Source organism: Roseivivax halodurans JCM 10272 (genome assembly GCF_000521785.1).
GTDB lineage: Bacteria > Pseudomonadota > Alphaproteobacteria > Rhodobacterales > Rhodobacteraceae > Roseivivax > Roseivivax halodurans.
In genome coordinates this window covers 256,411-270,471 of the sequence record NZ_JALZ01000002.1, presented here as the reverse complement: position 1 = coordinate 270,471, position 14,061 = coordinate 256,411, and the positions used below count along the sequence as shown (strand labels likewise).

The 14,061-nt window shown below is 68.0% G+C and carries 13 protein-coding genes; 5 read left to right on the top strand and 8 right to left on the bottom strand.

The features are described 5' to 3' along the window. Positions 1–248: 248 nt before the first annotated feature. Entirely contained in the window at positions 249–2,150 is a 1,902-nt protein-coding gene (locus tag OCH239_RS03655; RefSeq protein WP_037258817.1) for an acyl-CoA synthetase, read from the bottom strand. A gap of 177 nt (positions 2,151–2,327) precedes the next feature. On the opposite strand from OCH239_RS03655, the gene OCH239_RS03650 reads away from it, so the two are divergent. The 3 genes from OCH239_RS03650 (at position 2,328) to recR (ending at position 5,282) form a co-directional block, all read left to right on the top strand. Next, complete coding sequence (locus tag OCH239_RS03650; protein WP_084782095.1) at positions 2,328–4,157, top strand: DNA polymerase III subunit gamma/tau; 1,830 nt, start codon at positions 2,328–2,330, stop codon at positions 4,155–4,157. A gap of 176 nt (positions 4,158–4,333) precedes the next feature. After that, complete coding sequence (locus OCH239_RS03645; RefSeq protein WP_037258813.1) at positions 4,334–4,678, top strand: YbaB/EbfC family nucleoid-associated protein; 345 nt, start codon at positions 4,334–4,336, stop codon at positions 4,676–4,678. 10 nt (positions 4,679–4,688) lie between these two features. Next, positions 4,689–5,282 (top strand): recombination mediator RecR, encoded by a 594-nt coding sequence (gene recR, locus OCH239_RS03640; RefSeq protein ID WP_037258811.1) that lies wholly within the window; start codon positions 4,689–4,691, stop codon positions 5,280–5,282. A gap of 97 nt (positions 5,283–5,379) precedes the next feature. Here recR and OCH239_RS03635 read toward each other — a convergent pair whose 3' ends face one another. Continuing rightward, positions 5,380–6,165 carry a DUF1013 domain-containing protein gene (locus tag OCH239_RS03635; RefSeq protein ID WP_037258809.1) on the bottom strand — a complete coding sequence of 262 codons (786 nt, stop codon included), beginning with the start codon at positions 6,163–6,165 and terminating at the stop codon, positions 5,380–5,382. 145 nt (positions 6,166–6,310) lie between these two features. Here OCH239_RS03635 and OCH239_RS03630 point away from each other — a divergent pair, with 145 nt between their 5' ends. Next, the gene (locus OCH239_RS03630) at positions 6,311–6,946 is read left to right on the top strand and encodes a ribonuclease T2 family protein (protein WP_037258807.1); all 636 of its coding nucleotides are present in this window, start codon (positions 6,311–6,313) and stop codon (positions 6,944–6,946) included. 220 nt (positions 6,947–7,166) lie between these two features. Here the strand turns inward: OCH239_RS03630 and OCH239_RS03625 are convergent, their stop codons facing one another. Beyond that, positions 7,167–7,490, bottom strand: a complete 324-nt coding sequence (locus OCH239_RS03625) for a 2Fe-2S iron-sulfur cluster-binding protein (RefSeq protein ID WP_037258804.1) — start codon at positions 7,488–7,490, stop codon at positions 7,167–7,169. Positions 7,491–7,613: 123 nt separating this feature from the next. Between OCH239_RS03625 and OCH239_RS03620 the strand changes: the two genes are divergently transcribed. Next, positions 7,614–8,030, top strand: a complete 417-nt coding sequence (locus tag OCH239_RS03620) for an OB-fold nucleic acid binding domain-containing protein (protein ID WP_051489226.1) — start codon at positions 7,614–7,616, stop codon at positions 8,028–8,030. Between the two features lie 134 nt (positions 8,031–8,164). On the opposite strand, the gene OCH239_RS03615 is transcribed toward OCH239_RS03620, so the two are convergent. The 5 genes from OCH239_RS03615 to OCH239_RS03595 all read right to left on the bottom strand — a co-directional run bounded on the left by OCH239_RS03615 (position 8,165) and on the right by OCH239_RS03595 (position 14,001). Continuing rightward, a complete protein-coding gene (locus OCH239_RS03615; RefSeq protein ID WP_084782117.1) occupies positions 8,165–9,562 on the bottom strand; it encodes a DegQ family serine endoprotease in 1,398 nt (465 codons plus the stop codon). Between the two features lie 329 nt (positions 9,563–9,891). After that, positions 9,892–10,080 (bottom strand): DUF2065 family protein, encoded by a 189-nt coding sequence (locus tag OCH239_RS03610; protein WP_037258802.1) that lies wholly within the window; start codon positions 10,078–10,080, stop codon positions 9,892–9,894. 3 nt (positions 10,081–10,083) lie between these two features. Next, a complete protein-coding gene (gene hflC, locus OCH239_RS03605; protein WP_037258801.1) occupies positions 10,084–11,262 on the bottom strand; it encodes a protease modulator HflC in 1,179 nt (392 codons plus the stop codon). Then, a complete protein-coding gene (gene hflK / locus OCH239_RS03600; protein ID WP_037258800.1) occupies positions 11,262–12,449 on the bottom strand; it encodes an FtsH protease activity modulator HflK in 1,188 nt (395 codons plus the stop codon). Before hflK ends, hflC begins: the two co-directional genes overlap by 1 nt. 67 nt (positions 12,450–12,516) lie before the next feature. Further along, positions 12,517–14,001 carry an FAD-dependent oxidoreductase gene (locus OCH239_RS03595; protein ID WP_037258799.1) on the bottom strand — a complete coding sequence of 495 codons (1,485 nt, stop codon included), beginning with the start codon at positions 13,999–14,001 and terminating at the stop codon, positions 12,517–12,519. Between the last annotated feature and the right edge of the window lie 60 nt (positions 14,002–14,061).

The following is a 14,061-nucleotide window of genomic DNA, read 5'->3' as shown; positions in this document are numbered from 1 at the left end:
TCTCTCTTCGCGAGAGACGCTGTGCCACCGTCTCGCGAGATCTCCGCCGTGGCGCTTTCGGCAGGCCCGAGAGGCGTGTGAGCGGCCGAGCACATTGCTTGCGCTCCACCCGCTACCAGACATTACATCCCGAATTGCTGTCGGCGCGGGCGCGCACAGAGTGTCCTGCTGCCACACGCCCAATGCCTCGCGAAGCGCCGCGCTGCCGCACGTTGGGGCCGGGCGGAGCGCTCTCCGCCCGTCGCCCGTCAGGCTTTCTGCGTCTCCGAGGTCTCCGCGTGGTCCCAGGGCCGGGTGAAAGCGCCGAGGACGTCCGAGATATCGGCGTCCTTGGCGCCATTCGCCTGCACCTGCGCGACGAGACCCCGGGTCTTGTCGTCAACCACCGACACCACGCGCGCCGCGCATCCTGCCTCTTCCAGCGCGCCGTTGTAGACGCGGGTGATCGCCATCTTGCGCAGGTCCGGCTTGAAGACCTTGCCCACGGCGGTCTTGGGCAACTCGTCGAGGATCTGCAGGTGCTTGGGCTGTGCGGCGCGCTCGTGCACATGCGTCTTGCAATGCGCCATCAGCTCGGCCTCGGTGACCGTTCCGCCGCTGACGAGTTCGACGAAGGCGCAGGGCAACTCGCCCGAATGGGCGTCGGGCTGGCCGATGGCCCCGGCGAAGGCGACGTCGGGATGCGCGAGCAGCGCCTCCTCGATCTCGGCAGGGTCGATGTTGTGACCGCCCCGGATGATGAGATCCTTCGCCCGGCCGGTGATCCAGAGGTAACCGTCCGCGTCGATCCGCCCGAGATCCCCCGTGCGCAGGTAGATCCCCTCGTGGAAGAGCTCGCGGTTCTTGTCCACTTCGGTATAGGTCGAACCGGCATAGACGCCGGGGTTCGACACGCAGATCTCGCCCACCTCGTCCGTCGCGCATTCCTCGGGTCCGTTGCCGTTGCGCTTGATGATCTTCACGTGGGTGTAGGGGAACGGGATGCCGATCGAGCCGACCTTCTTCTCGCCGTCGGGCGGGTTGCAGGACACCAGGCACGTCGCCTCGGTCAGCCCGTAGCCCTCGCAGATGGTGACGCCGCAGGATTTCTCGAACCGCTTGAAAAGCTCGAGCGGCATCGGCGCCGAGCCCGAGAAGGCGGTCTTCACGGTCGAGACGTCCGCGTCGACGGGGCGCTGCATGAGCGCCGAAACGGCCGTCGGCACGGTGATGACGAAGGTGATCTTCCAGCGCTCGACGAGCTTCCAGAAATTGTCGAAGACGCCCTCGCCGCGATAACCCTGCGGCGTCGGAAAGACGACATGCGCGCCCGAGGTCAGTGCCGCCATCAGGATCACGTGGCAGGCGAAGACGTGGAACAGCGGCAGCGGGCAGATGATGTTGTCCTCTTCGGTGAAGAGGAGCCGGTGCCCGATCCAGCCGTTGTAGATCATGCCCGAATAGAGGTGCTGGGCGACCTTCGGCATGCCCGTCGTGCCGCCGGTGTGGAAATAGGCGGCGACGCGGTCGACCTGCCTATCCTCGAATTGCAGCGTCTTCGGCTGCTTGGCGATCTCGCGGTTGAAATCCTTCAAGTCGACATGCGCCTTGCCGGAAACCTTCGGCCGGATGAACGGGACGATCCAGGATTTCGGCGGCGTGAGGTAGCGGCAGAGGTCGACCTCGAGCACCGTGTGGCATTTCGGCGCGTGGCGCACCGCCTCGTGCACCTTCTGGGCGACGTCGGTCTTGGGGAAGGGCTTGAGCGTGACCACGACCTTCGCGCCGGTCTCGCGCAGGATGGCGCCGATCTGCTCGGGCTCGAGCAGCGGATTGATCGGGTTCACGATGCCCGCCGTCGCCCCGCCGAGCAGCGCGATTGTGGTCTCGTTGCAATTGGGCAGGACGTAAGCGACCACGTCCTCCTCGCCGACCCCGAGCGAGCGGAAGAGGTTGGCGGCCTGGGTCGTGCGCTCGCGCAGCTTGCGCCAGCTCAGCGTCTCGGCCTTGTCCTTCGGCCCCGAGAAGATCTGGTATGACACCGCCGGGCGGTCGGGAAACTGCTCCGCCGTGCGCGACAGAAGGCCGTAGAGCGTTTTTGGCACGTCGCGCTCCGCCCATGGCATCTCGGCCTCGATGGAATCGCGGTCGGCGAATGTGGCGAATGTCACTGGCAGGGCCCTCCCAAGTCTCCCGATTGCGGCAACTCTCGCGCGGCGCGGGGCGACTTCGCAAGGCCCGTACGCTCCGCGACGCCGCGGCAGAGCCGCTCTGACGCGACGTCCCCTCCTTCTCCGGAGGGAACCCGGTGACACCGACCTGCACTTTGCGCCCCTCCCCCTCTGCCGATGCGGTGGACCTCGCGCGCCCGCAAGCCTAGGCTGCGGAGCGCCGCAACCCCCGGGAGCACATCCATGTCCGACAGCCCCGCCTATCAGGTGCTCGCCCGCAAGTACCGCCCCGAGACCTTCGCCGATCTCGTCGGGCAGGACGCGATGGTGCGCACGCTGAGGAACGCCTTCGCCGCCGACCGGATCGCGCAGGCCTTCATCATGACCGGCATCCGCGGCACCGGGAAGACGACCACGGCGCGGATCATCGCCAAGGGCATGAACTGCATCGGCCCCGACGGGACCGGCGGGCCGACCACCGATCCCTGCGGAATCTGCGAGCATTGCGTTGCGATCATGGAAGGACGCCATGTCGACGTGCTCGAGATGGACGCGGCGTCGAATACCGGCGTCGGGGACGTGCGCGAGATCATCGACAGTGTGCATTACCGGGCGGCGTCCGCGCGGTACAAGATCTACATCATCGACGAGGTGCACATGCTCAGCACCTCGGCCTTCAATGCGCTCCTGAAGACGCTGGAAGAGCCGCCCGAACACGTGAAGTTCATCTTCGCGACGACCGAGATCCGGAAGGTGCCGGTGACGGTCCTGTCGCGCTGCCAGCGGTTCGACCTGCGGCGGATCGAGCCCGAGGTGATGCTGGGCCTCCTGCGCCGGATCGCCGACAAGGAGGGCGCCGAGATTGCCGACGAGGCGCTGGCGCTCATCACCCGCGCGGCCGAAGGCTCGGCCCGCGATGCGACCTCCCTGCTCGACCAGGCGATCAGCCATGCGGGCGGCGAGACCACCGCCGAGGAGGTGCGCGCGATGCTCGGCCTCGCCGATCGCGGCCGGGTCATGGACCTCTTCGAGCTGATCATGAAAGGCGACGCCGCAGGGGCGCTCTCGGAGCTCTCGGCGCAATATTCGGACGGCGCGGACCCGATGGCGGTGCTGCGCGATCTCGCCGAGACGACGCATTGGGTGTCGGTGGTCAAGATCACCCCCGACGCCGCCGAGGATCCCACCGTCGGCCCCGAGGAGCGCACGCGGGGGCTCGCTTTCGCCGAGGGCCTGGGGATGCGCCCGCTGACGCGGCTCTGGCAGATGCTGCTGAAGGCGCTCGACGAGGTGGCGCAGGCTCCAAACGCGATGATGGCCGCCGAGATGGCGATCATCCGCATGACCCATGTGGCCGAATTGCCGAGCCCCGAAGACCTCGTGCGCAAGCTGCAGAGCGAGACGCCGCCCCCTCCCCCGCCGAACGGTGGCGGCGGCGGGCTGGCGCACGGGGGCGCCACCGGCGCGCAGGGCGCCATGACGCCGACGCATTCCGCGCCGTCGGGCCCGGTGGCGAGCGGCGGTGGTGGCGGCGCCGCGACGGCGCGGGCGGTGGCGGCCGAGGAGGCGCTGTCGCGCTACCCGACCTTCGATCACGTGGTCGAGCTGATCCGCGCCAACCGCGACGGCAAGCTCCTGATCGAGGTCGAGACCAATGTCCGCCTTGCCGCCTACCAGCCGGGGCGCATCGAGTTCACCCCGACCGACGACGCACCGGGCGATCTCGCCCAGCGGCTCGGCGCGGCGCTAGCGCGCTGGACCGGCAACCGCTGGGCGGTCACGCTGGTGAACGGTGCCGAGACCGCGACGATCTACGAGCAGCGCAACGCCGAAAGGCTCGCGCGCGAGGCGGAGGCCGCCGAGCATCCCATGGTGAAGGCGGTGCTTGAAGCGTTCCCGAAGGCGAAGATCGCCGAGATCCGCACCGAGGAGGAGGTCGCCCAAGAGGCCCAGGCCGAAGCGCTGCCCGAGGTCGAGGACGAGTGGGACCCGTTCGAGGAGGAGTGACGACGCGGCCACGCATCCGCCCACGTTCCGGGCGCCACAGGCGCACGGGACGCCAGACGAGCCTGCGCGCGCCAGCGCGCAGACCGCCGGATCGCCGCCCGCCCTTGTGAGCGGACCGCCCCGCGCGTATCTCTGCGGGGACACCAGATACCCACGCACCCTAGGGAGTGACGCGCATGTTCAAAGGATTGGGCGGCCTCGGCGACATGGCCGGGATGATGAAGAAGGCGCAGGAGATGCAGACCCGCATGGCGGCGCTGCAGGAAGAGCTGCACACCATGACCGTCACCGGCGAGAGCGGTGCCGGCCTCGTCAAGGCGGTGGCCTCAGCCAAGGGCGACCTCAAGTCGCTCGACATCGACCCCTCGATCTTCAACGGCGACGACAAGGAGGTCGTCGAGGACCTCATCCTCGCCGCGATCAAGGACGCCCAGACGAAGGCGAACGAACGCGCCCAGGAGGAGATGAAGAACCTCTCCGAAAGCCTCGGGCTCCCCAAGGACATGAACCTGCCGTTCTGATCCACCGGAAATGTCCGACCGAGACGATATCGACGCCCTCATAGAACTGATGGCGCGGCTGCCGGGGCTCGGCCCCCGGTCGGCCCGGCGCGCCGTGCTGCATCTGGTAAGAAAGCGGGGCAGCCTGCTCACGCCCCTCGCCGAGCTGACCCAGAAGGTCGCCGACAGCGCCCGCGAATGCCTCAATTGCGGCAATGTCGGCACATCGGACATCTGTCATATCTGTCGCGACGAGCGGCGCGCCACCGGTCTTCTCTGCATCGTCGAGGATGTCGCCGACCTCTGGGCGATGGAACGTTCGGGCCAGTTCATCGGGCGTTACCACGTTCTCGGCGGCACGCTCTCGGCTCTGGGCAATGTCGGGCCCGAGGAGTTGCGCATCCCAAAGCTCGTCGAACGGGTCGCCGCCGAGGAGATCACCGAGGTCATCCTCGCGCTCAACGCCACGATCGATGGGCAGACCACGGCCCACTATATCGCCGATGCGCTCGAGGGGCGGGTCACCCTCTCGTCCCTCGCGCAGGGCGTGCCGATCGGGGGCGAACTTGACTACTTGGACGACGGCACCATCACCGCCGCACTGACCGCCCGAAAGCGGCTCTGAGGGCGGTTGTGCGGTCGACGCTGGACCGCGTCTGAGAGTGAGGGATGGGCCGGTCCGCGCGGCGCTTCGGGGCGCCTGCGCGGACCGTCAGGACCGATCAGCGGCGGGGATCGTCGCTGTCGTCCTCTTCGTCATCGGACTCGTCGTCGGGAAGGTTGAAGAAGCTGTCGGCGTCGGCGTAATTCTCGGAGCCGCGCTTTTCGTCTTCGTCGGAGCCCGTCCCGCCCTCGTCGCGCGGATCGCTCAGGCTGAAGGTCTCGAGCCCTTGGACCGAGGACGGCAGGCGCGGCTCGGTGTCCATCTCGAGCGATTGCTCGGTCGAGACGAGCTTGCGGCGCGCGTCGTCGTCCATGACCGCGCCGTCCTTCTTCGACGCCTTGTGGATCGCCTCGTCGAGCTCGGACTGCCGGCAGAGGCCGAGCGCAACTGGATCGATCGGCTGGATGTTGGAGATGTTCCAGTGGGTGCGGTCGCGGATCGACTGGATCGTCGGCTTGGTGGTTCCGACCAGCTTGCCGATCTGGCCGTCGCTGAGCTCGGGGTGGAACTTCACCAGCCACAGGATCGAGGCGGGACGGTCCTGACGCTTCGAAAGCGGCGTGTAGCGCGGCCCGCGCCGCTTGTCCTCGTCGCGCGCGGCGGGGTTGTGCTTGAGCTTGAGCTTGTGAAGCGGATTCTTCTCCGCCTTGTCGATCTCGCTCTGCTCGAGCTGGTTGTTGGCGACGGGATCGAACCCCTTCACGCCGCCCGCCACGTCGCCGTCGGCGATGCCCTGCACTTCGAGCTCGTGCATGTCCGTGAAGTCGGCGATCTGCTTGAAGGTCATCGTGGTGTTGTCCACCAGCCAGACGGCGGTCGCCTTGGGATGCAAGAGCTTGGCCATGGTCTCTCTCCTGAATATACGTCTTCTGTCGGCCCCCGAGCGTCTTTCTCGCCTCGGGAGCCCCCGGATCGGCCCGGGTCGGGTTACCGTTTTCGGGGAACTCGCAGCGTATATAGTGATTTCGAGGCCGAGGGAAAAGGGGCAAATGCGGATCGCGGCAGCGCTGATGATGGCCCTCACGGGGTTTGGCGGGCCCGGCGCGGCCGAGGGAGAGCGCGCGGGCGACTTCGATTACTGGGTTCTGGCGCTGAGCTGGTCGCCGACATGGTGCGCGCTGACCGGCGAGGCGCGGGGCGCACGTCAGTGCGAGCGGCCGCTCGGCTGGATCCTGCACGGCCTCTGGCCGCAATACGAGACCGGATGGCCCTCTTATTGCCCGACCGAGGCCGCCCCGCCGAGGCCGGGGGCTGCCCGGGCCATGGCGGAAGTGATGGGCTCGGCAAGCCTCGCAACCTACCAGTGGGAAAAGCACGGCGTCTGTTCGGGGCTCCCGGGCGACGCCTATCTCGAAACCGCCCGCGCGGCGTATCGCGCGGTGGAGCGCCCGGACGTGCTGCGGCGCCTGACCGAGCCGGTGCGCCTGCCCGCCTCCGTAATCGAGGACGCGTTTCTCGAGGCCAATCCCGGCCTCGAGGCGGACATGATCACCATCACCTGCCGGTCGGGACGCATCCAGGAGGCGCGGCTGTGTCTCACGCGGGACATGCAGCCCCGGCGCTGCGGCGCGGACGTGATCGGCGACTGTTCGGCGCGGGACGCATTGCTCGACCCGATCCGCTAGGGGCAGCTTCGGCGCCTCCGGCGGGAGTATTTTCGCCAAGAAGAAGACGGAGGCGCGGGATCCCGCGGGCTATGGGAGGGGCATGGCTTCATGCCTCACCGGATTGGGGTGGCTGCATCGCGACAAGCGCCGCGCCTGCCCGCGTGCCACAGGCGCTCCGCCGGCAGCGCGCCGCGGGCGGAGGCGTGCCACGAGCGGGCGGGCCGACGCGGCGCCTCGGTCAGATCTGCTTTTCCGGCATGGTCACCACGAGCCCGTCGAGCGCGTCCGAGACCTTCAGCTGGCAGGTGAGGCGCGAGCGCTCGGCGTCGGGCTCGTAGGCGAAGTCGAGCATGTCCTCCTCCATGTCCTCGCGCGGGGGAAGCTTGCCGACCCAGTCGGGATGCACGTAGACATGGCAGGTCGAACAGGCGCAGGCGCCGCCGCAATCGGCCTCGATGCCGGGGATGCCGTTGTCGCGCGCTCCTTCCATGACGGTCAGGCCGTTCGCGACCTCCACCACATGCTCGGTGCCGTTGTGCTCGATATAGGTGATCTTCGCCATTCCAGGGCCTTTCCGTTCGTCGCTGGGCGTCCGGGGCAGAGGTAGAGAAGGCGCGCCCGCGCTTCCAGAGATTTTCGGTCGCAGACTTGCCGGGCAGGCGTATGTTCTTTATTCGTTCTGTACATGCAGATCCTGATTTCCTCTCCGGCCGCCTGGCCCCGCCCGCCTTCCTGCCTCCCGGCGGATCGGCTCGGCGCGCCGCCGAACGGGGCGCGGGTCACCGTGGCGGGGCTCGTGATCCTGCGCCAGCGTCCGGGCACCGCGAAGGGGGTGATCTTCATCACCCTCGAGGACGAGACCGGCGTCGTGAACGTCATCGTCTGGCGCGCGCTCTACGAGCGGTTCCGCCGCGCGGTGATCTCCGGACGGATGCTGCGGGTGACCGGGCGACTCCAGCGCGAGACCGGGGTCACCCATGTCATCGCCGAGGAGATCGAGGACGTCTCGGATCTGCTCGACCGGCTGCTCTCGCCCGACACCCCGCGCGGCGCCGGGCCCGGGGTATCGGGCAGCGCAGAGACGGTCCGCGAAGGATCCTGAGGCGCATCCCGCGACCACCCGTCCGGGGGGCCGGCCAAGACATCGCACCTGACATGCGAACCGAACGGAAAGAGGCGGACCCTGCGGCCCGCCCCTCCCCCGATCGATCGGCCTTAACGACCCGGTGAGCAGCGTCACTCGCTCTCTTCGACGCCGAGCGCCACGAAGCGCGGCGAGCCCTCGCGGCGCACCAGAAGCAGCAGCGACTTGCGCCCCGCGTCGCGCGCCTCCGCGATGCTTTCCTCGAGATCGGAGACGGTCATCACCTGCGTCTGCCCGGCCTCGGCGATCACGTCGCCCGCCCGCAGGCCCTTCTCCCAAGCCTCGGAGCTTTCGTCGACCTCGGTCACGGCAAGGCCCTTCACGCTCTCGTCGATGCCAAGCTCGCCGCGGAGATCCGCGGTCAGCGGGCTGAGCGTCATGCCGAGCACGTCACTGGTCTCGGGCGCCTCCGGTTCGGGGGTCTCGCCGGTCCCGGCGCTGGCGGTCTCGGCCTCCTCGCGGCGGCCGAGCGTCACCCGGAAGGTCTCGGTCGCGCCGTCGCGGTTCACGACCACGCGCACGGTCTTACCGACCTCGGTGTTCCCGACCTGGCGGACGAGGCCGCGGGTGTCGTCCACCTCGACGCCGTCGAAGGACATGATGACGTCACCCGATTCGATCCCGGCTTCGGCGGCGGGCCCCTCGGGCACGTCGGTGACGAGCGCGCCGCGCGCCGTATCGAGGCCCATCGCCTCGGCCACATCGTCGGTCACGTTCTGGATCGAGACGCCAAGCCAGCCGCGCCGGGTCTCGCCGTATTCCTGCAGCTGGTCCACGACACGGGTCACGACGTTCGAGGACATGGCGAAGCCGATGCCGATCGATCCGCCGGTGGGCGAGAGGATGGCGGTGTTCACGCCGATCACCTGCCCGTCCATGTTGAAGAGCGGACCGCCCGAGTTGCCGCGGTTGATGGCGGCGTCGGTCTGGATGTAATCGTCGTAGCTGCCCGAGAGCGCGCGGCCCGATGCCGATACGATGCCGACCGACACCGAGAAGCCCTGGCCCAGCGGGTTGCCCATGGCGAGCACCCAGTCGCCGACACGCATCGCGTCGCTGTCGCCGAAGTTCACGAAGGGCAGCGCTTCGTCGGCCTCGACCTTCAGGAGCGCGATGTCGGTGTTGGGATCGGTGCCGACGACCTCCGCGGGAAGCTCGCGGCCCGAGAAGAACTCGATGTTTATCTCGTCGGCATTCTCGATGACGTGGTTGTTGGTGACGACGTAGCCGTCCTCGGAGATCACGAAGCCCGAGCCGAGCGCCGAGGAGCGGCGCATCGGGGCGTCCTCGCCCTCGGGATTGCGGAACTCGCGGAAGAACTCCTCGAAGGGCGAGCCCTCGGGAACGATGCCCTGGGGCCCAGATTGCCGCGCGACCGTCGTTGCGGTCGTGATGTTGACCACCGAGGCACTGATGCGGTCGACCAGCGGAGCGAGGCTCTCGGGCGCCTGCGCGGGCGCCCTCAGGGCCTGCGCGAAGATGAGCAGCATCGAGAGCGTCGCGATCCAGATCAGCTGCAGGGGAACGCGGGAGATCTCCGCGCGGGCGATGGTGGGGCGTGTCAAATCTCACTCCTCTTGGATTGCCGGGGCGGGCGGGGAAAGGGTGCCCGCCAAGACCTGCCTGTGATATTCTGACAAGCTAGCGGCAAAGCGGCAACACTCAAACGCGGCAGCCTCGCTTCAAGCAGCCGTGACCGGCACGCTAGGAAGGAAGTCTTACGATCGAGTCTACCGCCTGATGTCGCGCCGGGCCGTCGTGCCCCCGTCGGGCGCGTTCGCCGGTGTGGCCCCAGCGTATAACGGCCTCTGCGCCGCGCTCAGATCGCGGCCCAGAGGATCACGAGTCCGGTGAGGGCGGTGAGGAGCCCGAGCAGGCGGCGCGCCTCGAGCGGCATGGCGGCCAGCGCCTCGAGCATGCGCTCGACGAGCGAAGGGGCCAGCGCATAGGCCAGCCCCTCCACAATCAGCGCTCCGGCGATCATCGCCAAGATCAGCTGGACGTCCATGGATCAGTTCGACACAGGCGCGTCTTCTTCCTCGGACGGCGTGTCCTCGGTCTCGGACGGGGTTTCGGCCCCATCGTCGGTCGCGTTCTCGTCCGGCGCCGCATCTTCGGCTGCGCCCGGCCCCGGCTCTGCGCCCTGGGGACGCTCCTGGTTCCGGCGCTCCTCGATCTCGCGCTCGGCCTCCTGCGTGCTGCGCTCGATCTCTTCACGGGCGCTGTCGGGCAGGTCCGGAGAGATCTCGGATTGCGGCGCGAGCTCGCGAAGGCGCTCCACGTCAGTGTCGCTGATCTCGACCCCCTCGAGCCCCTCGGCCCGGATCGCCTCGAAGAGCGGCCCGACGAACTCGCTGTCGGGCGAGAGCACCAGCGTCGAGTTGTCGCGCTGCAGCGAGCGCTCGAGCGCGGTGAGCGAGCGGTAGAAGGAGAAGAACTCCGGGTTGTCGCCGAACGCCTCGGCATAGACGCGGTTGCGCTCCGCATCGGCCTCACCTCGGATGATCTCGGCTTCGCGGCCCGCATTCGAGGTGGTCTCGACCACGGTCCGGTCGGCGGCCGCGCGGACCCGCTGCGCCGCCTCGTTGCCGCGGGCGATTTCGTCGGCGGCCTCGCGTTCACGCTCGGCGCGCATCCGGGCGAACGTCGCCTCGAGGTTCTGCTGCGGCAGGTTGGTCTGCTTCAGCCGCACGTCGACGATCTCGAGCCCGAGGCTCTCGGCCGACTGACGTGCCTGCTCGCGGATGCGGATGGCAAGGTCCCGGCGATCCTGGCTCAGGATCCGGTCCGAGGTGACCTGATCGGCACCGAGGACCTCGCGGATCTGCGCGTTGAGGATGCCCGACAGGCGATCCTCGGCGAGCTGGACGCCACCGATGCCGACGGCCTGCCGGAACTGCACCACGTCGGCGATGCGGTAGCGGGCGAAGGCGTCGACGATCAGGCGGCGGTCGTCGGCGGGCGTGACCTCGATCGTCTCGGTGTCGAGCGACAGGATGCGGTCGTCATAGGTCACGACCTCCTGGATCAGCGGCACCTTGAAGCCGATGCCCGGCTCCTCGCGCACCTGCTTGATCTGGCCGAACTGCAGGACGAGCGCCTTCTCGCGTTCGTCCACGATGAAGAGCGACGACCAGAGCACGACTATTACCGCGATGATCGCTACGAGGGGGAGAGCGGTCCAGCGCATCAGTTCGAGCCTCCGGTGGTCTGGGCCGACGCGCCGCTCTGCGACGGCGTCCGGCGATTGAGCTCGTTCAGCGGCAGATAGGGCAGCACGCCCTGGCCGTTGCCGCCTGCGGTGGCCTCGTCGAGGATGATCTTGTCGATGTCGCCGAGCGTGCGCTCGATGGTCTCGAGATAGAGGCGGCGCTGCGTGACTTCGGGCGCCTGGTTGAACTCCTGCGCCACCGAGATGAAGCGCGACGCCTCACCGATCGCCTCGTTCACGACGCGGGCACGGTAGGCTTCGGATTGCTCCAGCGTCTGCGCAGCTTCACCGCGGGCCTCGGCGAGAACGCGGTTGGCATAGGCGTCGGCCTGACGTTGCAGCCTGTCGCGCTCCTGCTCGGCGGCCTGCACCTCGCGGAACGCGTCGATCACCTCGGCCGGCGGATCCGCCGCGTCGAGGTTCACGCGGACGATGTTGATGCCCGAATCGTACTCGTTGAGCGTGTCCTGGATGTTCTGCATCGCGGTGTCCGCGATCAGTCCCCGGTCCCGGTTGAGGATCGGCGCGAGGTTCGACGCCGCGATGATCTCGCGCATGACCGACTCGGACACCGCCTGCACCGTCAGCTGCGGATCGCGGATGTTGAAGAGCAGCCTTGCAGGGTCCTGGATGTTCCAGACGACCTGGAAGTTGATGTCGACGATGTTGGCGTCCGTCGTCAGCATCAGACCGTCTTCGTCCTGCCCGCGGCCCATGCCGATGTTCTCCGTCCGCTCGGAGGTGACGTTGACCACCTCGGCGGTGACCAGCGGCCACGGCGCGAAGTTGAGGCCCGGCTCTCCCGTCGAGGCGTATTCGCCGAGGAAAAGCTCGACCGACTGCTCTTCGGGGCGCACGGTGTAGAAGCTCGCCAGGAGCCATGCGCCGAGAAGCACGATCGCCCCGATGATGAGCGTGCCGCGGGTGAGGAACGGGCCCCCGCCGCCGCCACCGGAGGAGCCGCCGCTGTTGTTGCCGCGGCCGCCCATCAGGACGCGCAGGCGTTCCTGCCCCTTGCGCACCAGCTCGTCGATTTCGGGGATCTGGTTGTTGTCGTCGGGACGACGTCCGCCGCCGCCTCCGCCCTGCGGACGACGCGGGCCGTCACCGCCCCCGCTTCCGCCTGATCCGCCGCCGCCCCACGGGCCGCCGCCATTACTAGCCATTCCGCTCTTCCCTTGATGAACTTTTTCGTTCCCACATGCGTTATAGCTGGTTGCGCTGTTGCGCAAATCAACCGGTCCGGATCGGCTGCCGCATGGTTACGATTTCTTCGGACATGGTCGGATGGACCGCGCAGGTCCGGTCGAAATCCTCTTTCGTGGCGCCCATCTTGACCGCGATGCCCGCGAGCTGGATCATTTCGCCCGCGCCGGGTGCGACGATGTGACAGCCCAGAACCTTGCGCGTTTCCTTCGACACGATCAGCTTCATGAGGACCCGCTCGGGCCGTCCGATGAAGGCGGTCTGCATCGGGCGGAACGAGGTGCAGTAGACCTCGATCTCCTCCTGCTCGGAGGCTTCCTCCTCGGTAAGGCCCACGGTGCCGAATTCGGGCTGCGTGAAGACCGCGGAGGGGATGAGCTCGTGGTCGACAGGGGTCGGATTGCCCTTGAAGACCGTCTCGACGAAGGCCATGCCCTCCCGGATCGCGACGGGGGTGAGGTTCACCCGGTCGGTGGCGTCGCCGATCGCGTAGATCGACGGGACCGAGGACTGGCTGTACTGGTCGACTTCGACGGCGCCGCCGCGTGCGAGCCTGACGCCCGCTTCCTCGAGGCCCATGTCGCCGGTGTTCGGCGTGCGGCCCGTCGCGAAGAGCACGGCATCGAAGACATGCTCGCGGCCGGTCGTGGACTTCACCCAGATCGGGCCCTTCTGCTCGCGGTCCTTCTCGGGGTGGCCGCCGAAGGCGCCCATGCCGCTGTCGCCGATCTGACCGACCTCCTCGACGCCCGCCCCCATATTCGCGGCCTTGGTGTCGGCGATGTCCTCCTCCTCGGCGCAGCGCATCTCGAGGATGTTCGTGCCCGTATGGACGTCGATGCCGCGCTCGCGCATCTCCTCTGCGATGAGACCCCGCGCCTCCTCGTCGAAGCCGCGCAGGATCTGGGCGCCCCGGTAATATTGCGTCACCTCGACGCCCATGCCGTGCAGGATGCAGGCGAACTCGCAGGCGATGTATCCGCCGCCGATGATGAGGATCGACTTGGGCAGGTTCTCGAGCCCGAAGATGTCGTCTGAGACGAGACCGAGATCGGCATTCGGGATATCGGGGCGCACGGGATGACCGCCTGCGGCGATGAGGATGTGCTTGGCGGTGATCACCTCGCCGGTCGACAGCTCGACCGTGTGAGGATCGCGCAGACGTGCGCGTGCGTCGTAGGTTTCGACTCCGGAATTGGCGAGAAGCTTGCGGTAGACCTGCTCGAGCCGGTCGAGTTCGCCCTGCAGCCTGCCCGAGAAGGCCTGCCAGTCGAACTCGCCGCGATGCATGTTCCAGCCGTATTCGCTCGCGGCGTCGGCCATGTCGGCGTATTCGCTGGCGAAGACCATGAGCTTCTTCGGAACGCAGCCCCGGATGACGCAGGTACCGCCGTAGCGGCTCATCTCCGCGAGGCCGACCTTGGCGCCCGCCTCGCCCGCCGCGACGCGTGCCGCACGGGTGCCCCCCGATCCGCCGCCGATCACGAACAGGTCGTAGTCGAATCCGCTCATTCTCACCGCTCCGTATGGTTGCCCCGGTGACGTATTCCACAGCATGCGGGGCTTTGCCAG